Raw genomic sequence first — 22,139 nt, forward strand, 5'->3', positions numbered from 1 at the left:
TTGCGCCGCAATCCGATCAAGCCCAAACCTACCAACGCTGAGCGCGCCCATCGCGCCCGGCCGCCCACGTTTTCCTGGTGGTGCGGCTAAGACCGGTCCGATTGCCCACATGCGCGACACAGGCGATGCTGTCGGGATTTGAGGGAATCCTTGCATGGGTCTGCTGATCATCGCGATATGCGTCACCGTCGCCATATTCTTCGTATTGTGACCGGCGCCGATCGACGCGGCTCGTGCGCGTTCCATGACAGAAGGGGGGCCTTGTCCGCGATGTCCAATCGAATTCGCAAGCTGGCGATCGCCGCCGCCGGCTGCATGCTGGCGGCTGCGGCCGGTGCTGCTGATACGGCGCGCTGGCCTGGCGCGTCGGGCGGTGAGCCGCGCGTCGGCGTGCAGGTCAAGATCCAGTCGTTGACGCGCGACGATGCGCGCAACATTCGCGACACCGGCTTCGCGTTCGTCCGCTTCGGCGCGTGGGCCGAACGTCTGGATCAGGCGGCTTATCGGGCGCAACTCGACGAGGCGTTCGCGGCCGCACGTTCCGCGGGCCTGCCGGTGCTGTTGACCGTGCGCGCGCTGGGTCCGCTCGTGCCGGCGCACGACGCGAAAACGAAGACGGACGCGCTCGCGCTCGCGGGCCGCCGGATGGCCGATGCGATCGCGGCGCTGGCCGCGCGGCATCGGCACGACCTGATCGCCGTCGAACTCTGGAACGAACCCGACCTCGCGCGCTACTGGCCGACCGGCGATGTCGCGCGGACCTTTCCACCATTCGCCGTAGCCTTGTGCCGCGCGCTGGCCGACGCGGCGCCGGGCGTGCCGGTCGTCGGCTTCGGGTTCGCGCGCGCGCCGCTGCCGGGCAGCGTGCCGGACCGCTTGCTGGCGGGCGTGCATGCGGCCGCACCGGGCTGTCTGGACGCTGTGTCGTACCACGCGTACGGGATGACGCCCGCGCAGATTCGCACGGCCGCGCGCGACATCGACACGCGCTATGGGCTGCCGGCCATCGTGACCGAAGTCGGCGCGGCGTCGACGGGCGGCGATGGCGAGCAGCGGCAGGCGCATCGCCTGCGCGCGCTGCTCGATGCGCGCGGCGAACTGCATACGCCGCTGATTTCGGTTTACGAGTGGGCCGATACCGCAAGCGCCGGCGACGCGGCGCAACGCGCCTACGGCGTCGTGCATGCGGACCGGTCGCCGAAGCCGGCGCTCGACGCATTGCGTGCCGCGCTGCGCACGGCGCCGCTTCCCCGGTAATCAGGGCGACCTCGGTCCCGTGCGGACCGACCACAGCGCGACGGCCAGCAGCGCGACGCTCGACAGGTGCCGCAGGTAGCTGCCGAGATCGGGCTCGAACAGCATCGACACTGCGACATGGCCGAGCACCACGCAAGCCAGCAACTCGCCATCGCGTGCGGGTGCGATCGCGTGGCCGTCGATGCGCCGCACCGGCAGGCGGCGCCACGCGGCGCAGAGAAACAGCGCGATCAGCGCCTGCATCGCCCAGCCCTTCGGATCGAACGAGAAAAACACCGGCAGGTTGAGCCGGACGACCGAATACGCGTAATTGCCGACGAAATGCACGAAGGAATCGGGCGGCAGCGGATTGTAGAAACTCGTGCGCGCGCCGAACGGCGACGAATGGACGAGATAGTCGACCGCGAGGTCGCGCGGTTGCTGGAGCAGCGTATAAACGCCGTGCGGCAGCGCGACCAGCACCGCGACGAGCAGCAGCGCGCCGGCCACCCTCGGCAGCATGGACACGCGCCGGAATACCCACGCCGCGAACGCGATCGCGAGAATCAGCGCGAAGTAGCTGCGGATCGTCGCCGCGTAGGCGAGATACAGCACGGCAACGATCAGCATCCGCCGCGCCGTGCCGCGCAGGCGCGCGACGGCGAGCACGGCGATCGACATCGCGGCGACGATCGTATCCTTGCTCGCGACGAACAGGTTGAAGAACAGGCATGGCGCGATCAGCGCGAGATAGATGACGAGCCCGCCGAGCCGGCGCGTCTCGCGCAGCGCGATCCAGATCGTCGCGACGCCGAGCGCGACGACGAACACGGCGGTGCCCGCGCTGCCGAGCGCCTGGTACAGCTTGCCGACCGCGTCGAACGACGAGCCGTCGTAGGTCGAGCCGCCGCCGATCTGGGTCTGGATCTTGTCCGCATCGCGGAAGATGAATTCCGGCAGCAGCGCGCGTGCATTCGCGTAGACGCCCACGTACAGCAACGCGACGAGCGCCGCGATCGCGTCGCGCAGGCCGGGACTCAGCAGCGGCCCGCTGCGGATCGCGCTTCGGATGACGTTACGCAGCATGGCCGGCTCGAGTGCGCTTGCCGCGCACGGCGGGCAGGCGCGACGTGACGATCCACGCGAGCCACGCCGTTACCGCGATGCTCGCAACCAGATGGGCGCACGCCGCGCCGAGCTCATGTTCGCTTTGGACCAGTGCGATCGACATCGGCACGCATGCAACCGTCAGCGCGGCGATCACGCATGCGACCGTGCGCCCCGCACGCAGCGCGACTGCCGCCGCCCACAGCACGTCGGCGGCAGCACGCAGGACGAACGACGGCAGCAGGATCAGCAGGAGCACGGTCGACCGCGCATCGTCGCCGCCGTGCGCAAGCCGGAAGAGCCACGGGTGGGCGAGCGCGATCGCGAGCGCGGTGGCGCCGGTCAGCAGGAGCGACGCACGCAGGGCCCGTGCGAGCTCGGCGCGGAACGCGGGCGCGGCCGCGTGCACGCTGTCGAGCACGCGCACGACGCGTGGCGCGGCGACGGCGACGACGGTCGCCGACGCGACCGTCTGGATCGCATTGGCGATCGACCAGACGAACACATAGTGGCCGAGCGCGTTCGCATCGAGCTGCGCGGACGCGACGAAGCGCTCGAGATACTGCAGCACCGACAGCAGCAGCAGCGCGACGAAAAACGGCACACCGTCGCGCCACACCGGGGCGAGCCGCACGCGCGTCGCCGACAGCGCGGGCATGGCCGGCAAGCGGCGCGCGGCGCCGGCGATCAGGATCCAGCCGATCGCCACGACCAGCACGTCGGCGGCGATCCAGATCGCGAACAGATCCTCGACCGACGCGATCGCGCGCAGCGTCAGCGCGCCGATCGCGACGCCGGCCCATGCACCCGTGCGGACGAACAGCAGCCAGGATGCGGCGCGCGCGCGATGCAGCGAGAACAGCCACGTATTGACTTCGAGCGCGGCATGCTCGGCGCACGTCACGAGCGCGACGAGCAGGAGCGGGACGTCGCGCAGCGCGCCGGGCGCGGCGATCGGCAGCGTGGCCACGCCGCAGAGCAACGCGTAGACCCCGGCGTACAGCACGGACAGGCGCACGCAGGTCCGCACCGCGTCGTGCGGATCGGGGCCGGCCAGCCGGCGGTTGATCTCGGTGCTGAAGCCGAGCCCCAGCACCTTCGACGCGACGACCGACATCGCGAGCGCGAAACCGTAAGCGGCCACCGCATCGAAGCCGAGCGTGCGCGCGACGACGATCGTCAGCATGAACTTCAGCCCGAGCGCGCCGACGCGCAGCGTGAGGCGCAACCATGCGGCGCTCATCGCGTTGCCTCGCGGTCGAGCGCATCGCGCAGTGCGGCGACGATCTTTCCGCGTTCGCGTGCGAGACGGGCGAGCCCGGCGTCGGCCTGCATCCAGAAGCGGCTCAGTGCATGGGGCGCGAGCAGCGTGTCGCACACCGAACCCGCGTCGAAATCGGCCGCGTTCGCGACCCAGTGGCCGACGCCGAGATCCGCGTACGCGCCGAAACCCTTGCGCTCGTAGCTCAGGTGGTACGCGGGCACGCCGTGCAGGATCGCTTCGAGCGCACCGTGCAGACGCACCGACACGACCGCGTCGGGGGTGTCGTCGGCGAGCACGTCCTTCAGCGTGCGCGTGGCGTCGAATCCGCGTTCACGGTAGTACGCGGCGTCGTCGTTGCCGCGACCGGTGCTCTGCACCGCGAACGTGATGCGGCAGAGCGTACCGAGCCGCTCGATCAGCGCGTCGGTCGCCGCGAGATAGCGCGCGCGTTGCGCGTCGCTCCACGCCGGCGGGCGTCGCAACACGAATGCGACGTGGGCGGGCGTCGACGCGGCTGCATGCGTGCGCATCCGCAGGTCGTTCGCCCGGTGCGCGAATTCAAGCACCGCGAGATCGGGGGCGCGGCGCGTGTTCGCATTGGCGGCGAGCAGCTCGGCCGAGCGGTCGTCGCGCACGAACACGGCGTCGAAGCCCGCGAGCAGCGACGTCAGGTGCGCGGCGAGCACCGGACTGCCGGCAGCCGGCCCGATGCTCTGCGGCAGATAGACGGCCGGCTTGCCCGCCGCGCGGGCCGCGCGCATCTGCACGAGATGCCCGGCCTCGAGCTTGAGCGCTTCGACCGCGTTGCGCGCGCGCAGATAGCCGCCGCCGACGCCGACGATCAGGTCCGCGCGACGCAGCAGCGCACGCAGCCCGGCGAGCGCCGGGTTCGCGCCGACGGGCAGCGCGGCCATCGCCGCGCCGATCAGGCGGCCGGCACCGCCGGCCGCGAGCACCGGCGCCGGATGCACGTCCGGGTAGCCGGGGAACGACGCGGGATCGGCCGCGACGATCGAGACCTGCGTGTCGGGGCCGAACGCCTCGCGCAGCAGTGCGACCGACAGATCGACGAGCAGTCCGTCGCCGGAGTTGCGTGCGCTGTAGGCGTGCAGCAGCACGACGTGAACGGAGCGTTTCATCATGCGTGTTCCTGGAGAAGCGCGCGATAGACGGCGAGCGTGCGGTCGACCATCGCGTCGGCCGAGAAATGCGGGGACGCTTGCGTGCAGCGATCGCGCATCATGCGGAATGCGGCCGGGTGCTCGACCAGCCGGCTGACCGCCGCGGCGAACACGGTCGGATCGTCGTCGTTCGGCACGGTAAGGCCGACGTGGTGCGCGGCGATCAGTTCGGCCGCGCCCGCGACCTGGGTCGCGACCATCGGCACATGCGCGGCGACGGCTTCGAGGCAGACGTACGGAAAGCCTTCGTAGCGGCTCGGCAGCGCGAGCAGGTCGAATGCGGCGAAGTAGCGGCGCGCGTCGTCGACGCGGCCCGCGACGTACAGGTTCAGCGGCAGGTCGCGCGCCTCGTCGCCCGCCGCGCGGGCGAAATCGCCGGACCCGATCGCGACGACCTGCACGCGGCGGCCGTGGCGCCGGTCCAGCGCGCGTGCAATGCGCACGAGGCGGTCGACGCCCTTCTGATGATCGAAACGGCCGACGAAGCCGACGACGAACGTGTCGTCGGCGAGCCCGAGCGCGATGCGCGCGGCCTGGCTCGCGAGCAGCCGCGGCGGCGTGACGCCGTTCTCGACGACGCGAATCCGTTGGTGCGCAATGCCGAGTGCTTGCAGGTGATCGGCCTCGTCCTGCGACACCGCGATCACCGCGTCCGAGCAGGCATTGCCGAGCACGCGCTCGATGCCGCCGTAGAACGCGCGCTTCGCAGGCGACAGCGCCGGGTTCAGCGTATAGACCGCGTGCGGCGTGTAGACCTGCTTCCACGGCCCGCGACACAGCCGCGCGAGCGCGCCGGCTTTCGAGCTGTGGCTGTGCACGATGTCGGGCCGCAGCTTGCGCAGCAACCGCCGCAACGCCAGTGCGCCGCGCAGGTCGTGCAGGCCGACCGCGCGTTGCAGCGGCAGCCGGTGGAGCGCGTGACATTGCGCGGCGGCGGCGGACAGCATGGTTTCGTCGAAGCGTTCGCCGAGCGGGGCGATCAGATGAATCTCGACGCCCGGGCGTGTCCGCAGGCCTGCGATCAGGTCGTTCAGGTGCACGGCGACGCCGCCGCCGGCTGCTTCGACGACCAGCGCGATGCGCGTCGGCCGTGCGGCGCGGGCTGCGGGCGCGGCCAGGTTCGATGTGGGGCGGGCGGCCGTGCGCGTGGCGGGCGGCGGGGCAAGTTCGATGTCGGTCATGCGGACCTCCGGAGCAGGCGTTGAAGGGCCGCGCGCAGACGGGCCGGATACGTGCAGCGCGTCCCGCACGTGTAGCGATAGGCCTCGTAGCGATAGCTGCCGTATTTCGAGCCGAATGCGGACGCGCCCGAGCGCGGATCGAGGCCGTTCAGCACCACGCCCAGCGAGCCGGCGGGCCGTTGCGGCAGCCGTCGCGCGGACTCGACCAGTTCGCCGGCGCGGGTCGACCCCGCGCGGGCGACGAGCAGGGTCGCGTCCGCGTGCGTGTCGAGCCAGGTCGCGTCGGTGACCGCGAGCAGCGGCGCGGCATCGACGATCACGAGGTCGTAGCGCTCGCGCAGCGACGCGAGCCGCGCGCCGGTGCCGGCGTGCTGCAGCAGCGCGATCGGCGCGGCCGGCAGTTCGCCGGTCGGCAGGAAGTCGAGGTTCGGCGCGACGCCGCGGCGGACGACGTCGTCCGCGCGGGCGCGACCGTCGAGCAGTTCCGCGAAACCGGCGCCGCGTTCGAGGCCGAAGTACTGATGCAGATAGCCCTTGCGCAGGTCGCCGTCGATCAGCAGCACGCGCTGGCCGTTCGCCGCATGCACGGCTGCGAGGTTGACCGATACGAACGACTTGCCGGTGCCGGGCGCGGGGCCGGTGACCAGCACGAGCGGATGCGGGACGTCGGCCAGCGAGAAGTGCAGCGCGGTCTGCAGGCTGCGCAGCCCTTCGATCGCGGGTTCGTCCGGATCGTCGTAGGCCAGCACGTGCAACCCCGCGTCGCGCCGTTCGACCGCGCGGATCAGGCGGCGCTGGCGCGCGGCGGCGGGCAGTACCGCGCGCACCGGCAGCGACGTGTGGCGTTCGATCTCGTCGACGGCCGTGAGGCCGCCGTACAGGAACTCGCGCGCGAACGCGGCGAGCATGCCGAGCGCGAGGCCGGCCAGCGCGGCCGCCGCGATCACGACCGGCCGGTTCGGCCGGACGGGATCGGCCGGTGCGACGGCCGCGTCGACCACGCGGACGCTGGCCGTGCGGCCGGCCTGCACGAGTTCGAGCTGCTGGATGTTGTTCAGCAGCGCGGTGTACAGGTCGGTGTTGACCTTCACGTCGAGCTGCGCGCGCACTTCCTCGGCCTGCTGCGCGGGCAGGTGTGCGATGCGGCTGTCGAGCGCGCCTTGCTGGCGCCTGAGCGTCGCGAGCTGCGCGTCGAGCGCGGCCATGTCGGGGTGGGTGGGCAGGAACCGGCGCGAAAGTTCGTCGCGCTTCTGCCGCAGTTCGAGCGCGCGCGTCTGCAGGTCCGCGCCTTGCTGGAGCGCAAGCTTGCCTTCCTCGGCGAGATCGACCGAGCCGGTGCGGCTGCGCAGCGACGCGTAATGCGTTTCCGCCCGTTCGAGCTGCTGCTTCACGATCGGCAACTGTCCGTTCAGGAACGTCAGCGACTGCGCCGCTTCGGCGGAACGGCGCGCGATGTTCTGCTCGACGTAGCGGTTCGCCACCGCGTTCAGCGTCGCGCTGAGGTCGGCCGGGTCGTCGCCGCGCAGCGACGCGACCAGCACGCCCGACTGCTTGACCTTCTCCTGCACGTCGAGCGCGGTGCGCAGCGTGTCGATCGTTTCCGCGCGCGAATGCCGGACCAGCCTGAAGCGGGTGCCGGGCAGCGCGTCGAAACCGGTGATCTCGATCTGCAGCGGGCCGTAGCGCGTCGCGAAGGTTTCCGCGCGGCCGACGCGGCCGACGGCGTCGGCCGTCAGGTCGGCGCCCGTCAGCCGGTAGCGCGTGGCGTCGAGCCGCACGACGTGGAACGTGTCGCCTTCGGCGCGCGTCGGCACGTCGAAGCGCGCGACGTCCACGCGCTCCTGGCCCCATGCATAGCCGCCGAAGCCGAGCAGGCCGGGCGACACCGCGCCGTCGTTGAAACGCGCGACGAACGCGCCGATCACGGGCACGCGCGACGGTTTCGCGACGATGTAGGCGCGCAGGTCTTCCACCGCGCGCGTGACGACGAGCCGCGACGACAGGATCTGCGCTTCGGCCGACGCGGGCGAGCCGACGTTGAAGAACGACGCGGCGTCGCCGAGCAGGTTCTTCGATGCGGCGTCGCTCGCATCGTCGGCCTGGATCATCAGGTCGGCCTGATAGGTGGGCGGCGCGACGAACGCATAGAGCGTACCGGCGGCGACGCAGGCCGCGACGATCGACGCGACGGTCCAGCGCGCATGGCGCAGGACGTCGAGCACGCGGACCAGGTCGATCTCGCGTTCGGAGGAAGAGGGCGTGTTCATGACCGGGAGACGGAAACGGGGTGGGCCGGCCAGCGCGCGGCGAGGCGCGGCAGCCAGCCGGCAACGGCGAGATCGATCAGCGCCGCGCAACGGATGAAATCCGCGCGCGTGCCGCGATACGGATCGGGGATGTCGAGCCCGGGACGCGCGTCGTCCGACGCACGCGCGTATTCGCCGAGCCGGAACACGCGCCCGCGCAGGAACGGGTGGCGCGCCTCGAGCACGCGGCGTTGGCCGTCGTCCATCGCGAGAATCAGGTCGGCGCGCGTGCACAGCGCGGTCGTCACGGGGCGGGCGGCGTGGGTGTCGAGCGTCAGGCCGCGCGCTTCGGCCATGTCACACGCGAGCGGGTCGGCCGGGCGGCGCGGCGGCGGTGCGAGGCCGGCGGATTCGACGTCGGCCTGCGGCAACCGCGCCGCGAGCAGCGCGGCCGCGAGCGGGCTGCGGCAGAGGTTGCCTTCGCATACGACGAGCAGGAACGGGCGCGCGCTCATTTCGCGGCGATCCCGGCGGCGACGCCCGTGTTGACGCTCGGCAGCAGCAGGCTCAGCACGCGGCTGAAGCGGACGAGCCCGTTGCCGTCGACGTAGACGATGTCCTTCGGCTCCAGTTCGAACTGGTTCGCAAGCACCATCGCGACCGGCGAGCGCGCGTCGAGATGGAAGATCGTCGGCGCGCGGCTGTGCGCGCCGCGGATCACGAACATCTGCGCGGCGTCGGCCGTGTTCGAGTTGATGCTGCCGGCCTGCAGCAGCGCGTCGCTGAGCGTCAGGCGGCCGTTGCGCTTCGGCAGCGCGAGCATGGGCCGGTTCACTTCGCCCATCACGTAGACGCCGTTGTCGTCGCGCGCATTGACGCGCAGCAGGTCGCCGTCGCGCAGCACGATGCCGGACGGATCGGTGCGCCGTTCGAGCAGGCCGGTCAGGCTGATGCGAACCGGTATGCCGCCGCGTACGATCGTCACGTCGCTCTGGTCGGCGGCGGGCGTGAAGCCGCCCGCGCGGGCGATCGCGCTGGCGAGCGTCATCGGCACGTCGTTGACGGGCTGCGCACCGGGCGTGTGGACTTCGCCGTCGATGTAGACCTGCTGCGAGCGGAACGACGCGACGCGCAGCGTCACCTGCGGATCGCGGTAGACCGACGCCAGGGCGCGCCGCACGCTCGCCTGTGCCTCGGCGGCCGTCGAACCGGCCACCTTCAGCGTGCCCGCATACGGAAACGTCAGGTTACCGCGATCGTCGACGACGAAACCCGCGACGGGATCGGCGGCGCGAGACGGCGTCTGCGGCATGCCGCCCTGCGCGGCCGCGAGTTCCGGATGATCCCAGACGGTGATCTGCAGCACGTCGCCCGGGCCGATCCGGTAGGCCGGTGCGCGCGCGCCGGCGAGCGCCGCCAGCGACGCGGCCGCCGCTTCGTGCGCCGCATGCTGGCGCGCGATCAGCGCCGGGTCGATCGTGACGACGGGCGGCATCGCGCCGGAGGCAGCGCCCGGCGGTTGCGGCGCGGCGGGCACATCGCCGGAGCCGTCGCGGGTTTCGCGTGGGCCGTCGGCGGAGGCGGGCGCGGGGTGCGGGTCGTCCGCCAGCCAGCCGAGATACGACGGGCTCATCTTCATGCCGGGCGCCAGCGCGCATCCGGACAGCCACACGCAGGCCGTCAGGACGAGCATGGGCGCGGCAAGGCGGCGTACGGCCGCCGGTACGATCGGATTGGTCATGGGTTCCTTCCAGGAGCGCCGCGCAGCGCGGCCGTGGCGTCGGCACTGCGCCGCAGTCACATCAATCGGCGGCCGCGATGCCGCCCCGGGCGGCGTGGCCGCTCAGTACGCATTGGGATGCACGATCCCCTTGAGCACCGTCGCCGCGATGATTCGCAGGTCGAGTGCGAACGACCAGTTGCGCAGGTAGTACAGGTCGTAATCGACGCGCGACTGCATGCTTTCGACCCGCTCGGTCGCGCCGCGCAATCCGTTCACCTGCGCCCAGCCGGTAATGCCGGGCTTGATCCGGTAGCGATGGATGTAGCCGTCGACCAGCGTGCGGTACTGCGCGTCGTGTTCCACCGCATGCGGGCGCGGGCCGACCACCGACATGTCGCCGAACAGCACGTTGATGAACTGCGGCAGCTCGTCGAGGCTCGTGCGGCGCAGGAACGCGCCGACCTTCGTCACGCGCGGGTCGTTGCGCGTCGCCTGCACGACGGTGCCGGGCGATTCGGCATGCGCGCGCATCGTGCGAAACTTGTAGATGTCGAACGTGCCGCCGTCGCCGCCGCGCCGTTTCTGCGTGAACAGCACCGGGCCCGGCGAATTCAGCTTGATCGCGGCGGCGATCGCGAGCAGCAACGGCATCAGCAGAATCAACACCACCGCCGCGAACGCACGATCGAAGATCGCCTTGGTCCACCGGGCGCCGCGGGACAGCGGCGGTGCGGCCAGCGAGATCGCCGGCTCGCCGAGAATCTCGTCGATGCGGCTGCCGAACAGCGCGTGCTTGCTGACATCGGGCATCAGGCGCAATTCGACGAAATCGTTGCGGAACTCGTCGATCACGGGCTCGACCGCGTCGTCCTCGATCGCGAGCGCGATCCAGACTTCTTCCGCCTGTGCACGCCGCACGCAGGCGGAGAACGACTGCAGCGTGTCCAGAATGCGTGCGTCGCCGTCGAGCTCCGGCATGTCGCCCGAGGTCAGGTATGCGCCGACGAGTCGATACTGCGGCGCGGCGTTCGCCCGCAGCGTGGCGGCCAGGCGCTCGATGCGCGCACCGTCGCCGACGATCGCGACGCGGCACGGCGCGACCGTCGCGCGCAGGCTGCGCCGCCGCGCGACGCTCAGGGCGATGCGGAACACCACGAGCGCGATCGCGACGCCGATCGTCCAGTCGAAGAACCAGTGCAGCAACACGGCCGTGAGCGTCGTCAGCGCGATCATCTTCACGAACACGAAGCCCTGCACGACCAACCACAGCGCGAGCGAGCGCAATGCGGCGCGTGTGGCAGGCAGGCGCCGGCCGTCCATGCCGGCGCCGGTGAGGCGAAGCAGGAACGCCGCGAGCAGCGCGCTGACGCCGACCAGGATCGATTCGACGCGGATCGATGCGAGATCGCGGAACGAACCGGTATGCGCCCAGGCCGCGATCGCGACGATCGCGGCGACGTCTACCGCGCACACGGTGATTTCGCTGCCTGTGGGCTGCCTGCCATTCATGTTTCTCTTCCCTTCCAACCTGATCCGCTAGGCGCGATGGGGCGCCGTCTCGTCTGCCCGGTCACGGGACGCTGCTCGGCGGGCCAACTGCCGACGTATCCGGAGAGGAAGACGAGTCTAGGTGCCGTCTTGTCCCGAAACCATGGGACATGTACGAAAAATCGAGCTGTTCGTGACCGGGAATCACCGGCGCGCGCCCGATGTAAAGCGGTTTTCGCCCATGGCGTCTGATCGATGCGGAAGGTGATCGACGATAAATCGATACGCACTCCGTACAAAAAACATCGATTCGAGAACGAAAAAACGACGACGCCAATCGCAACGAAATTCGCATTACTTGCCGGGTGACGGCGTGTTAGCCATCCAGCGCAGCCATTGTGTCGAATGGGCGGGGTGCAGGGAATCAGACGCGTCTTAGCTGTCTGTCAACGATTGTGAAAGAAGAATTGGATGGGCCGATGGGCGAGTCGCTTGACGCCGCTTCGGAATGGCAGCCGACGGTGTGGACAAGGCGGCCACGCGCGACCGATCGGACGCGTCCCGTCACGATGCGGCAACCGCTTCCCGCAGCAGCGGTGCGAGCGCGCGTGCCTGCGGATGCCGGCCGATCGTTTCCAGCGCGGCCGCCTCCAGCGCCCGACGACGCTCCGGATGGCGAACCAGCTCGACGCATGCGTCGACCAGTCCGTCGTACGGCGCCGCCTGAAACCCGCCTGCATAGTCCGGATCGAGGGCCGTGGCAGGCGACACTTCCCCGACGACGGCCTTGCCGTTCGTCATCAGATAAAACACGCGCACGACCTCGAATATCTGCGACGCATAGTGATGCAGGTTCAGCACGACTTTCGCGCGCGCGATGGCCGCGTCGCGTGGCGCGCCGTAGATGCCGCCGCTGACGATGCCGACGTTCAGCCCGCGCGCCTGCAGCGCGTCGAGTATCGCCGCGCGTCGCGGCCCGATCGTGCCGTAGAACAACACGTCGATGTCCTGTTCGACGTCGTGCGGAATGCGGCGCAGCGCCGGATGGAAGCCGAGCTTCAGATAGTGCGCATGCGCGATGCCGAGGCGGCGCAATTTGGCGAGATTGCGTTCGCTGTAATCCCAGGTTTCGTAACGCGACGCCCAGCGGTAAATCTTCTCGTTCCACGGTTGTTCGTCGACGTGAATCTGCTCGGTGTTGATGACGATCGTGTCGTCGGGCACGTGCGCGGTCGCGTCGGGATCGGCGAGATGGCAGCCGATCAGCAGATTGCGCGCGTCGGGCATCATCGCGTTCTCGCTGATATGGACGGTGTGGCCGAGATCGTCGAGTCCGTAGGCGACGACTTCGGCGAGTTCCGTGAATGCGCCGGAATGCGCGTAGCCCGGCGGCCGGACGACGCAGATGTTGTAGTGCATGGCGAGGCTCCGGTGTCGCACCGGGCCCGACGGCGATCGCGCGTCGTCGGCCCGGCGGCGGTGTGGAATCGGGCGGCGCCGTCAGGCGGCGAGCGCACGGAGATCGTCGGCCGCTTCGTTCAGCACCGGCCCCCAGTCGGCGAACGTCGGCTGCCGGTACAGCGACGCGTCGGGATAGAACGGGCTGTCGCGGCGCTCGTGCTGCCAGACCCAGTGCGGATTCGCATCGAGCAGCACCCACGTGGGGCGGCCGAGCGCGCCGCTCAGGTGCGCGACGGACGTGCAGACCGTGATCACGAGGTCGAGCGCGCCGACGAAGGATGCGGTGTCGTCGAGCGTTTTCCATTCGTGTGTGCAGTCCTTCACCACGAACCCGCGCGCGCGCGCCGCTTCGACGTCGTGCTGCGCGCCGGGCTGCAGCGAATAGAACGCGACCTTGTCCTGCAGGCCGGCGAACGCATCGGCGTAGCGGTCGAGGCCGACGCGGCGGTAGCGGTTGCGCGCATGCGTGACGCTGCCGGTCCATGCGAGGCCGACTTTCAGGCGTGTCTCGTCGGCGAGCGCCGTGCGCCAGGCATCGGTCGCGGCCCGGTCGGCGTGCAGATAGGGCGTGTGCGTGGCGAGCGTGTCGCCGTCGAGACCGAGCATCCACGGAATGCTCATCAGCGGCAGTTCGAAATCGAAGGCCGGCAGCGCGTCGGGTTGCGTCGCGATGTCGTACACGTCGACGTGTTGCGCGAGACTGCGCTCGAGCAGCGCGCCCATCACGGGGAACGCGTTCCAGACGAGGCGTCCGCCTTCGCGTCGCACGCGCTCCGCGAGCAACGGCACGTAGCGGCAGAACTGCAGCACGTCGCCGAGCCCCTGTTCGCCCCAGACGAGCAAGGTCTTGCCCGCAAGCGATTCGCCGCGCCAGCGCGGCCCGGCAAACACCGGCAGGCGGCCGCGCAGTTCGCCGGAGCCGTCCCAGCGTGCTTCGTAGTTGCGCCAGCCGGACGCGAAGTCGCCGCGCGCGAGCTGCAGCAGCGACAGGTTGTGGCGGTAGGCCGCGTTGTCCGGCGCGAGATCGATGGCGCGCCGCGCATAGGCCTCGGCGGCATCCCACTGTCCGGCTTCCTTCAGCACGGTCGCCGTGTTGTTGGCGACCAGCGGGCTTTCCGGGGCGAGCGCGTACGCCTGCGTGGCGGCATCCAGCGCGCCGTCGAGATCGAGCCGTTCGAGCCGCGTGACGACCGCATTGGTCCATGCCTGCGCGTCGTTCGGGTCGTCGTCGAGCGCGTGTTCGAGCAGCGCGTATTCGGTATCCGGGTCGCCGTTCGTCAGCCGGATCGCCAGTGCCAGGTTGTTCTTCAGCGACGGCCACGCGGGCGCCAGTTCGTACGTACGCAGATACGGCGCGAGCGCGTCGGCGTGGCGCCCGGCGATCTGCAGTGCGTAGCCGCAGTTGAACGCGGCATGCGCCGAGTCGGGGTGCGCGTGCCAGTGCCGCGCGGCGAGATCCACGGCATCCGCGATGGCGCCGCGATCGATGAGTGCCTGCGTCAGCGTCGCGACGGCGTTGTCGTCGGCATGCATCGCCGGCGACACGATGTCCTCGCGGGCGATCGGCATCGGCTGCATGCGGGCGGCGGGCGGCGTGTCGGGGAAGGTGGTCTGCATGGAAGTCGCTCCGGTGAGTCGTCCGCGTGACGGCATGCGGACGGTCGGGTTGTCGGTCGTGGAGCCGGGCGACGAGAGAGAGCTCGACGACACCGGCTCCGTGTCGACTGCCACTTTAGGCATGCCGTTTCGGCAACTGAATCGGACCAGTCCTAATCTGCATCGCGTTGATGGATTTCCGCGCCGCGCGTGTAGGCCCAGTCCTATTTTTGCGTGTCGGGCCATCCAATCGGACTCGTCTGACAGAGATTCGCGTCGCGCATCCCTTTAATACGGGGTATTCCGGCCGACGGCGTTCGGCCGCCAACCTACTGGGAGAACGAACCATGAGCGACGCGGATCATCTGGTGAAAGGCACGGTGATGGGCATGATCGCCAGTGCGGCGACGGTGGCGCTCGTCCATGTCGTCGTCGAGTTCGGCACGCGCTGGACGTCGACCGGCGCAGTCGTGATGGGCGCAACCGCGCTGCTGATGGCGCTGGCGTTGCTGGCGCCGCCGTTGCTCGCGGCGTGGCGCAACCGGCACGAAGCGGTCGATCCGTTTTTCGAGCCCGCGGCGTTGAAGCCTATTCTGCAAGGGCGCTCGGTCGGCATCGTGCTCGGTATCGTGTTCGGCGTGTCGGTCGTGACGGGGTGGTGACGATGTCGACACCCGTTACCGATCGGCCCGGCCCGACCGCCCGGCATTCCGCCTCGGTGTCCGACGCGTGCATGCCGACCGTATCCCGCACGCTGCGCGTGATTTCGCTGGAGGACGAGCGCGGCCGTCGCGACGCATTTCGCGCGAACAACCCGAATCTGGATTTTGCGTTCGTCGACGCGGTCGACGGGCGCGCGCTGTCGGACGCGACGATCGAGGAAAGCGGGCTGTTCGCACCGGGCTTGCCCTATACGCGCGGCGCGATCGGCATTGCGATGACCACGCACCGGCTGTGGACCGCGATCGCCGCAGGCGACGCGCTCGTGACCGTCGCCGAAGACGACGCGATCTTCCGGCCCGACTTCGACGACACCGCGATGCGGTTCCTGCGTGCGCATGCCGGCCGTTACGACTTCGTCGCGTGGGGCTACAACTTCGATTCGATCCTGCGCGGCTCGATCTTCAACAGCCGCACGCCGGTGACGATGCGTTTCGACGAGGCGTCGCTCGCGCAGGCCGTCGAGGATTTCCGTATCGATCGCGGCCCCGTGCTCGTGATGAACCTGCTCGAGTTCTACGGGATCTGCGCGTATACGATCTCGCCGGCCGGTGCGCGCTTCCTGCTCGATCATTGTTTTCCGCTGCAGCCGGAGACGCTGTTCTCGCACGGGCTCGGCCGCACGCTGCCGAACTACGGGATCGACGTCGCGATGAACAAGTACTACGGCGCGATGCGCAGCGTCGCCGCATTCCCGCCGCTCGCCGTGACGATGAATGCGCGCGAGACCTCGACGATTCAACGGTGATGTCGTGCGGAATAGGACCCGGCTGATTGCGCGGACATCGTCCGAACTTCGACAATGCAAACGTCGGGCGGTCGCATGGTGTGCGCCCGACACCTCGTATCCGAAGCCCCGCTTCGTTGGACGCGCTGCCCGTTCGCCGGGCGGCGCATTTTTCTCCGCGTGCGCCCGAATCGAACGATACAGCCTAAGCGGGCCGAGCCGGATGGCGAGACGTGAATGCCCTGCGGCGACCGGTGGGCTCGGTCGCGTCTGCCCCATTTGGGTCGCAGGTTGGGAGAACGCTGCCACATGCGAGCGCAGGGCATTCATCTCTGTCTTCCGCGCCGACGGCCGCCGTTGCGTCGCCGGCGGCCGCTGTGCCATCCCATGCGAGACCGGGCCGACCGGTTCTCGTTCCAGGTCCGGCCGCGACGCGATCGTTCGCGCGCGGCCTGTCCGGCACCGATCCGTTCGGTTGCCCGCGGCGAAACCGCCGCGCTTTCTCCCGACCGCCATCGCGTGCGGCAACTCCCTCCCTCGATGAAGGAACCCTCATGAAGAAGCACCACATATCCATTGTTTCCACGCTGATCGCACTCGCATGCGCCTGCGGCGCGCCCGTCGCGCGCGCCGCAGGCACGAAAACCGAAACGCCGCTGCCGTCGGGCGTCGAAGCGGTCGTCAACGACACGCCCATCGCGCGCAGCGACGTGGACAGCATGATCGAAACCACCGGGCTGGCCGCCACGCCGGAACTGCGTGCACAGGCCAAGCGTGAACTGATCGCCCAGCATCTGGTCGAGCAGGCGGCTGAAAAAGCCAACTACGGCAGCCGGCCGGAAGTGAACCGCGTCGTGATGCGCGCCCGCACGGTGGCGGCGACGGATCTCTATCTGCGCGACAACCTGCACCCGCAAGCGGTGACCGATGCGCAGGTGAAGGCGCGTTACGACGACGTCGTCGCGAATGCCGCGCAGTTCGAATATCGCGCGGACGTGATCGCCGTGGCCGATCCGGCCGACGTGAACGCGCTGGTCGCGGAGCTGAAGCAGGGCGCCGCGTTCGACGCCGTGGCGAAGAAATACAACACGACACCGAATGGCGGTGTCGCGCAGTGGGTCGAGTTGCGCACGCCGGTGGCCGAAGGGAAGACGGGCGGCCTGCCCGTGCCGCTCGCGCAGGCGATCACGTCGCTGCAACCGGGCGCCGTCGCGGGCCCGATCCGGATCGGCAACGCGTTCGCGATCGTGAAACTCGACGAGAAGCGTGCGACGACCGTGCCGACCTTCGACGCGGCGAAAAACGTCTTGCGTCAGCAGCTCGAAGCACAGGCGCAGCAGCGTGCGATGACGGCGCTGGTGGACAAGCTGGCGCAGCAGGCGGTGATTCAGCAGTAAACGGCCCGCTTTCCGGGTATGTGTCACATACGTCGGCCCGTTGCTCGATTCGAGCGCGGGCCGATGTCATTTCGATGCGTGACCGGACGGTCGCCGCGTCTGCTTTGGGGGATCGATGGCGCGTGGCGCGCGTGGACTGGAGGCGGCGGATTCAAGCGACGGATTGGAGTCGATCGGATGCGCCACCGATGGCATGGCCGAGGATGCCGCCACGACAGGAGAAGAATCAGCCTGGTCCGATTGGTTGTGACGATCGTTCACGTTAAATTGAACGAGTGTGGTGCCGGAGCCGCTTCGGCGTCGGCCGCTGGGCCCGGCCGTCGTCATGCTATGTATTCGATAGCACTACTCCTAACGCTGCCTCATGCGAGCGCCGAGGCGCTTCCGGCCGCCACACACTCCTTCAAGCCCGCCCGATGGCCGTCACACCGAAACCGTGATCCCCGCCGGCCCGCCTTCCCGCGCAGGCCGTACGACGATCTCCACATGCTGGCCGAACGAGGCGAGCGTCAGCATCAGTTGATCCAGCGTCACGTTGCGGAGCCGCTCGCGCTGCTCGGGGGTCACGACCGGTCGGGCCATTTCCGCGAGCGCCGCGGCCTCTTCTTCGGTCAGGCCGCGCGATGCCATCAATGCGTTGAGCTTAAGTACGAGTACGGACTTGGCTGCCAGTTCGCCGACATCGTAGTAGTCGAAATCGTCCGGTACGTCGTCGGTGTGCTGCTTCGATGCGTCGTAGTTCATTACGCTTCCTCCGTCATCACCGAACGTTGCTGCCGCCGGGTTCCACGATCGATATCGGGGCATCCCGCTGGTTCATCCGACGTGCAGCCAGCGTCTTCGATCGGCGTGATCACCAGCCGCTTGTGCGACACCTCGATCCGCAGGCGCTGCCCGGGATCGAAGCCGGCAGCCTCGATCCACCGGCCGGACAGCTGCGTCCACAGATACACGACAGGCGGCGCCATGTAGGTCAGCCTGATGTGCGGGACGACGCGGCCAGATTGGAAAGACGATTGAGGGGAGACAAAACAATCGCGGAAATACATCGGTGCGTTATGATGCGCGCCAGCCATGGTCAACTCCTGCGTTGAGTTGGTTGTGGTCAGCGGCCCGTGGGTGCTGTATCACCTGCGGGCCGCGCTCGTTTACGCAGTGGATGCCAACGATCAGTCCGTCACATGCTTGGCATGTCGAAATGATGTCGGAGTCCAGGCGAAAACGTGCAACCACTGTAGCCGAGATCGCGCGGTGTCAGAGGGCAGTCATGTACGAAATCATCCGCGATGGCCATCAGGTCAATGCCTCGAATGCCTGCTGCACAACGTGTGCGGCGCAATCGAGCCGGCCGGCCGCATGATCGATTCCTTCCGGATGTGTCAGCAATCGTTTCAGTCGGCGATTTCGATCAGCCTGCCGCCCGCCGCATGAGAATCTCGTTCGCGCTCCGTCGATAGCGCTCGAACTCCCGCGCGAACGCGGCGGCATCGCCCGCCAGCGCCAGCGCTTCCATCGACGCACAGAGCCCCGAAATCTCCCGCTCGCCGATCATCGCGAACGCGCCCCGCATGCTGTGAATCTCCGAGCGCGCGACCTTCAGGTCGCCGTCCTGCAGGGCCCGGGCGATGGTCGCGCTCGAGCGTCGCGTTGCATCGGCGAGCACCGTATGCAGGTCTTTCGGCAGCGGGCCGGACGCACGCGCCGGTGCAGGCGGATAGACCGGCCGACGCCACGTGCCCGTGTACCTCGCGATCGCCTGTTCGAGCGATTTCAGCGACGTCGGCTTCGTGACGATCTCGTCGATGCCCGCTTCCCACGCCAGGCGCAACTCGTCCGGTTCGGCATGCGCGGTCACCGCCAGGATCGGCTGCACCCGCCCGCGCTCGCGCAGCACGCGTGCGAACGCGTATCCGTCGAGGCCCGGCATGTTGAGATCGGTGAGCACGACCGGATAGTCGTGACGGTCCACCAGATCGAGCGCCTCGGCGACGTTCGATGCGATATCGGCCTGATAGCCGAGGACGTCCAGCTGATCGTGGACGAGCGAACGGTTGACCGGGTTGTCGTCGACGAACAGCACGCGCACGTTCGGCGCATCCTCGCCGGACGGCGCATGTGCGGCGCCGGGCTGACTGTCGAGCGGCAGCGGCAACGTGACGACGAACGTCGATCCCACGCCCGGCACGCTGTTCGCGTCGATGCGCCCGCCCATCGACTCCGCGAGCTTGTAGCTCAGCGCGAGGCCGATGCCCGTTCCGCCGAAACGACGCGCGATCGATTCGTCGGCCTGCGCGAACGGCTCGAACACGTGCGCAAGCTGGTCGGCCGTCATGCCGATGCCCGAATCGCTGACGCGGATCGTCACGGGCGTCGCATCGCCCGGCGGCGCCGATACCGACAGCGCGACCGTGCCGCGATCGGTGAACTTGATCGCGTTGCTGACCAGGTTCACGACGATCTGCCGCACCCGCATCGGATCGCCGAGATACGTGCGGGTCGCCGCGGGATCGACGTCGATACGCAGCGCGACGCCCTTCGCGCCGGCCACCGGCTCGAACAGGTCCGCCACGTCGCGCATCAGCTCGTCGATCCCGAACCCCGTCGCTTCGAGCGTCATCCGGTCGGCTTCGATCTTCGTCATGTCGAGCACGTTGTTCAGCATGTCGAGCAACATGCGCGCGGCGGACGTGACCGCATGCAGGCGCGGCTTCTGGCGGCTCGGGTCGGGCGCCTTGTCGAGCAGTTCGAGATTGCCGAGCATCGCGTTCAGCGGCGTGCGGATCTCGTGGCTGATCGTGGCGAGGAACGTCGACTTCGCGCGGTTCGCGCTGTCGAGTGCGCGTTCGGCGTCGGCGCGCGTCGTGATGTCGGAGAAGCTGAACAGCAGCGCTTCCTTGCCCTTGTAGCGGACGCGCACGAAGTTGACGAGCAGGTCGCGCGCGCGGCCGTCGTCGAGCGTCACGGGCAGTTCGACGTCGAGCTGCACCGGCGACGCGTCCGCGCGCTCGCGGTAGCGAGCCAGCAGCCGCTCGTGCAGCGGCGGATCGCCGGCCTCGCGGTCGTACAGCTCGAGCATCCGGTTGCGCAGCAGCACCTGCTGCGTATCGGGCGACACGAGGCCGATGCCGAACGGCGCGGTGGCGACGATCGTGCGGCTCATCCGCTCGCTTTCGAACACGCGGCGCGAACGACGGAACAGCGGCGCGAACACCCGCAGGTCGAACGCGATCACGAGCGTCCACAGCACGATGAGGATGGTCGCGGTCGTGCCGAACTCGCGCAGCATCGTCGACCAGATCGCAAAGGCGATCGTGCGCCACGAGTACGCATAGACGATCGCGTAGCCGGTGTCCGAAATCCGGTCGGTGATCGTGAACATGCCGTGACGGTAACTTTCGTCGAAATGCGCGAGGCCGCGCCGCCAGGTGCCTTCGGCCAGCGCTTGTTTCATCAGGGCCGCGCCGTCCTCCGCGTCGCCGGTGCGATCGGCATCCAGCAGCACGCGGCCGTTTTCGTCGATCAACATCGCGACGGCATCGCCGGGTGCATGCTTCATCCGCTCGGCGATCACGTCGACGTCGAAGTCGCTCACGAAGGTCATGAAATGCTGCTGGCCGTCGAATGCGGGTTCGACGAGACGGAAGACCGTCTTGCCGGTCAGCGGATCGATCGCCGGCGCCTGCCAGGCGATCCGGCGCGACAGGCGCCAGTAGCGCGCGATGGCCGGATCGGACCAGTCGGCCGCGTCGAACGCGAGGTGTTCGATCAGCGTAGGCGTGTCGGGCACGCCGATGCGTGCGAGCAGGTCGGGATACGGCATCGACGGCGGCGGCGTGATCGCGATCACGTTGCGGTCGGGGCTGTATGCGTAACCGCGTACCGCGCGCCCGGTCTGGCGTTCGGCGGCCGCGACCGAGATCGTCTGGCGCTCCATCAGCTGCACGTAGCGATCCGTTTCGCGCTCGGCGAGCGCCTTGGGCGACGCGGCCACGAAGATCTCGCTCACGCCGGGCATCGGGGCGAGCAGGACGTGCCCGTCCCTGCGCAGCGCGTCGGAGGCTTCGCGCGCATGCGGCGGATGGCCGTTCCACAGCAGCTCGGCATTGATCACCGCGCGGCGCATCGACGCCTGTTTCGCGTCCATTTCGAGTTGCACGAGCGCCTTGTGCGTCGCGAACAGGTCGCGCCGCTCGGCGATGTAGTCGCGCACCGAGCCGACGAGCAGGATGCCTGCCGCGATCAGGATCACGAGCGACAGCACGACCGCGCCGCCGTACAGCGTGAAGCGCTGATACCGGTTCAGCAGGCTCAGGTCGCGCGTGTCGTCGTCGATCGATGCGAACGGCGCGCTGGCGTCCGTGTGGGACGCGAAGAGGTGGCGAATGGGCATGAGGCGAAGACTGGTGAATCAATGCGCGAATCGGGGACGCGCCGCGGCGAGGCCGGAACGCGGACGATCTCCACGAGCCGATTGAAGGCAGCGCGATGCGCCGCCGGCTCGGGGAACGGGAAAATTATCGGGATAGTGGACGAGGCTGTATGTAGGGCAGTCCGAAACACTCGCGCGCGAAGGATAGGACCAGTCCTATTCGGGCAATCGGCCGCGCGTTGCGTATATACGTCCTGCGACGCAACCGTGTCAAACGGAATCGTTCAAGAGAACGGCGTGTCGCGTTGCGTCTGGCACGGCCGATTGTCAAGCAACGTCATGTTAGGACTAGGCCTACGAAATAAGTCATGTCACGTCCGGCCGTCTGATTATCGAAACGACGGGCGATCAATACATTGCCAATGGTGGACGAGGAGCGTCCT

General features: G+C 68.9%; 17 protein-coding genes. 4 read left to right on the top strand and 13 right to left on the bottom strand.

The window, feature by feature from the left end; translation table 11 throughout:
- The first annotated feature begins 270 nt into the window (after positions 1–270).
- Positions 271–1,257 carry a glycoside hydrolase family protein gene (locus tag HWX00_RS07050; protein ID WP_175027259.1) on the top strand — a complete coding sequence of 329 codons (987 nt, stop codon included), beginning with the start codon at positions 271–273 and terminating at the stop codon, positions 1,255–1,257.
- Here HWX00_RS07050 and HWX00_RS07055 read toward each other — a convergent pair whose 3' ends face one another.
- The 10 genes from HWX00_RS07055 to HWX00_RS07100 all read right to left on the bottom strand — a co-directional run bounded on the left by HWX00_RS07055 (position 1,258) and on the right by HWX00_RS07100 (position 14,465).
- The gene (locus HWX00_RS07055) at positions 1,258–2,322 is read right to left on the bottom strand and encodes a hypothetical protein (RefSeq protein ID WP_175027260.1); all 1,065 of its coding nucleotides are present in this window, start codon (positions 2,320–2,322) and stop codon (positions 1,258–1,260) included.
- Positions 2,312–3,586 (bottom strand): lipopolysaccharide biosynthesis protein, encoded by a 1,275-nt coding sequence (locus tag HWX00_RS07060; RefSeq protein WP_175027261.1) that lies wholly within the window; start codon positions 3,584–3,586, stop codon positions 2,312–2,314. The genes HWX00_RS07055 and HWX00_RS07060 overlap by 11 nt, the downstream gene beginning before the upstream one ends.
- Positions 3,583–4,749, bottom strand: a complete 1,167-nt coding sequence (locus tag HWX00_RS07065) for a polysaccharide pyruvyl transferase family protein (RefSeq protein ID WP_319001516.1) — start codon at positions 4,747–4,749, stop codon at positions 3,583–3,585. Before HWX00_RS07065 ends, HWX00_RS07060 begins: the two co-directional genes overlap by 4 nt.
- Complete coding sequence (locus tag HWX00_RS07070; RefSeq protein WP_175027262.1) at positions 4,746–5,969, bottom strand: glycosyltransferase family 4 protein; 1,224 nt, start codon at positions 5,967–5,969, stop codon at positions 4,746–4,748. The genes HWX00_RS07065 and HWX00_RS07070 overlap by 4 nt, the downstream gene beginning before the upstream one ends.
- Positions 5,966–8,236 (bottom strand): polysaccharide biosynthesis tyrosine autokinase, encoded by a 2,271-nt coding sequence (locus tag HWX00_RS07075; protein ID WP_175027263.1) that lies wholly within the window; start codon positions 8,234–8,236, stop codon positions 5,966–5,968. The genes HWX00_RS07070 and HWX00_RS07075 overlap by 4 nt, the downstream gene beginning before the upstream one ends.
- The gene (locus tag HWX00_RS07080; protein ID WP_034189637.1) at positions 8,233–8,730 is read right to left on the bottom strand and encodes an arsenate reductase/protein-tyrosine-phosphatase family protein; all 498 of its coding nucleotides are present in this window, start codon (positions 8,728–8,730) and stop codon (positions 8,233–8,235) included. Before HWX00_RS07080 ends, HWX00_RS07075 begins: the two co-directional genes overlap by 4 nt.
- Complete coding sequence (locus tag HWX00_RS07085) at positions 8,727–9,956, bottom strand: polysaccharide biosynthesis/export family protein (RefSeq protein WP_175027264.1); 1,230 nt, start codon at positions 9,954–9,956, stop codon at positions 8,727–8,729. The genes HWX00_RS07080 and HWX00_RS07085 overlap by 4 nt, the downstream gene beginning before the upstream one ends.
- A 102-nt stretch (positions 9,957–10,058) precedes the next feature.
- Positions 10,059–11,447 carry an undecaprenyl-phosphate glucose phosphotransferase gene (locus HWX00_RS07090; protein WP_049036619.1) on the bottom strand — a complete coding sequence of 463 codons (1,389 nt, stop codon included), beginning with the start codon at positions 11,445–11,447 and terminating at the stop codon, positions 10,059–10,061.
- A gap of 543 nt (positions 11,448–11,990) precedes the next feature.
- The gene (locus HWX00_RS07095) at positions 11,991–12,845 is read right to left on the bottom strand and encodes a CgeB family protein (RefSeq protein ID WP_175027265.1); all 855 of its coding nucleotides are present in this window, start codon (positions 12,843–12,845) and stop codon (positions 11,991–11,993) included.
- Positions 12,846–12,926: 81 nt separating this feature from the next.
- The gene (locus HWX00_RS07100) at positions 12,927–14,465 is read right to left on the bottom strand and encodes a tetratricopeptide repeat protein (protein WP_404823771.1); all 1,539 of its coding nucleotides are present in this window, start codon (positions 14,463–14,465) and stop codon (positions 12,927–12,929) included.
- Positions 14,466–14,830: 365 nt separating this feature from the next.
- Between HWX00_RS07100 and HWX00_RS07105 the strand changes: the two genes are divergently transcribed.
- From HWX00_RS07105 to HWX00_RS07115, 3 genes are all read left to right on the top strand, one after another.
- Entirely contained in the window at positions 14,831–15,145 is a 315-nt protein-coding gene (locus tag HWX00_RS07105; RefSeq protein ID WP_034189633.1) for a hypothetical protein, read from the top strand.
- Between the two features lie 71 nt (positions 15,146–15,216).
- Positions 15,217–15,951: a glycosyltransferase family 25 protein gene (locus HWX00_RS07110; RefSeq protein WP_226193688.1), complete on the top strand. Its 735-nt coding sequence runs from the start codon at positions 15,217–15,219 to the stop codon at positions 15,949–15,951.
- 533 nt (positions 15,952–16,484) lie between these two features.
- Entirely contained in the window at positions 16,485–17,327 is an 843-nt protein-coding gene (locus HWX00_RS07115) for a peptidylprolyl isomerase (RefSeq protein ID WP_124670673.1), read from the top strand.
- Between the two features lie 423 nt (positions 17,328–17,750).
- Here the strand turns inward: HWX00_RS07115 and HWX00_RS07120 are convergent, their stop codons facing one another.
- From HWX00_RS07120 to HWX00_RS07130, 3 genes are all read right to left on the bottom strand, one after another.
- Positions 17,751–18,071, bottom strand: a complete 321-nt coding sequence (locus HWX00_RS07120) for an XRE family transcriptional regulator (protein WP_034189630.1) — start codon at positions 18,069–18,071, stop codon at positions 17,751–17,753.
- Positions 18,071–18,403 (bottom strand): SymE family type I addiction module toxin, encoded by a 333-nt coding sequence (locus HWX00_RS07125; protein WP_175027267.1) that lies wholly within the window; start codon positions 18,401–18,403, stop codon positions 18,071–18,073. Before HWX00_RS07125 ends, HWX00_RS07120 begins: the two co-directional genes overlap by 1 nt.
- 332 nt (positions 18,404–18,735) lie before the next feature.
- Positions 18,736–21,717: an ATP-binding protein gene (locus tag HWX00_RS07130; RefSeq protein ID WP_175027268.1), complete on the bottom strand. Its 2,982-nt coding sequence runs from the start codon at positions 21,715–21,717 to the stop codon at positions 18,736–18,738.
- Positions 21,718–22,139: the final 422 nt, after the last annotated feature.

Origin of the sequence: Burkholderia seminalis DSM 23518 (genome assembly GCF_902832885.1) — a bacterium.
In the GTDB taxonomy this organism is placed as follows: domain Bacteria; phylum Pseudomonadota; class Gammaproteobacteria; order Burkholderiales; family Burkholderiaceae; genus Burkholderia; species Burkholderia seminalis.

Bases quoted from the DNA above. Each gene is read 5' to 3' on its own strand.
- HWX00_RS07050 (WP_175027259.1), top strand. From the start codon at position 271: ATGTCCAATCGAATTCGCAAGCTGGCGATCGCCGCCGCCGGCTGCATG.
- HWX00_RS07055 (WP_175027260.1), bottom strand. From the start codon at position 2,322: ATGCTGCGTAACGTCATCCGAAGCGCGATCCGCAGCGGGCCGCTGCTG.
- HWX00_RS07060 (WP_175027261.1), bottom strand. From the start codon at position 3,586: ATGAGCGCCGCATGGTTGCGCCTCACGCTGCGCGTCGGCGCGCTCGGG.
- HWX00_RS07065 (WP_319001516.1), bottom strand. From the start codon at position 4,749: ATGATGAAACGCTCCGTTCACGTCGTGCTGCTGCACGCCTACAGCGCA.
- HWX00_RS07070 (WP_175027262.1), bottom strand. From the start codon at position 5,969: ATGACCGACATCGAACTTGCCCCGCCGCCCGCCACGCGCACGGCCGCC.
- HWX00_RS07075 (WP_175027263.1), bottom strand. From the start codon at position 8,236: ATGAACACGCCCTCTTCCTCCGAACGCGAGATCGACCTGGTCCGCGTG.
- HWX00_RS07080 (WP_034189637.1), bottom strand. From the start codon at position 8,730: ATGAGCGCGCGCCCGTTCCTGCTCGTCGTATGCGAAGGCAACCTCTGC.
- HWX00_RS07085 (WP_175027264.1), bottom strand. From the start codon at position 9,956: ATGACCAATCCGATCGTACCGGCGGCCGTACGCCGCCTTGCCGCGCCC.
- HWX00_RS07090 (WP_049036619.1), bottom strand. From the start codon at position 11,447: ATGAATGGCAGGCAGCCCACAGGCAGCGAAATCACCGTGTGCGCGGTA.
- HWX00_RS07095 (WP_175027265.1), bottom strand. From the start codon at position 12,845: ATGCACTACAACATCTGCGTCGTCCGGCCGCCGGGCTACGCGCATTCC.
- HWX00_RS07100 (WP_404823771.1), bottom strand. From the start codon at position 14,465: ATGCAGCCGATGCCGATCGCCCGCGAGGACATCGTGTCGCCGGCGATG.
- HWX00_RS07105 (WP_034189633.1), top strand. From the start codon at position 14,831: ATGAGCGACGCGGATCATCTGGTGAAAGGCACGGTGATGGGCATGATC.
- HWX00_RS07110 (WP_226193688.1), top strand. From the start codon at position 15,217: ATGCCGACCGTATCCCGCACGCTGCGCGTGATTTCGCTGGAGGACGAG.
- HWX00_RS07115 (WP_124670673.1), top strand. From the start codon at position 16,485: ATGAAGAAGCACCACATATCCATTGTTTCCACGCTGATCGCACTCGCA.
- HWX00_RS07120 (WP_034189630.1), bottom strand. From the start codon at position 18,071: ATGAACTACGACGCATCGAAGCAGCACACCGACGACGTACCGGACGAT.
- HWX00_RS07125 (WP_175027267.1), bottom strand. From the start codon at position 18,403: ATGGCTGGCGCGCATCATAACGCACCGATGTATTTCCGCGATTGTTTT.
- HWX00_RS07130 (WP_175027268.1), bottom strand. From the start codon at position 21,717: ATGCCCATTCGCCACCTCTTCGCGTCCCACACGGACGCCAGCGCGCCG.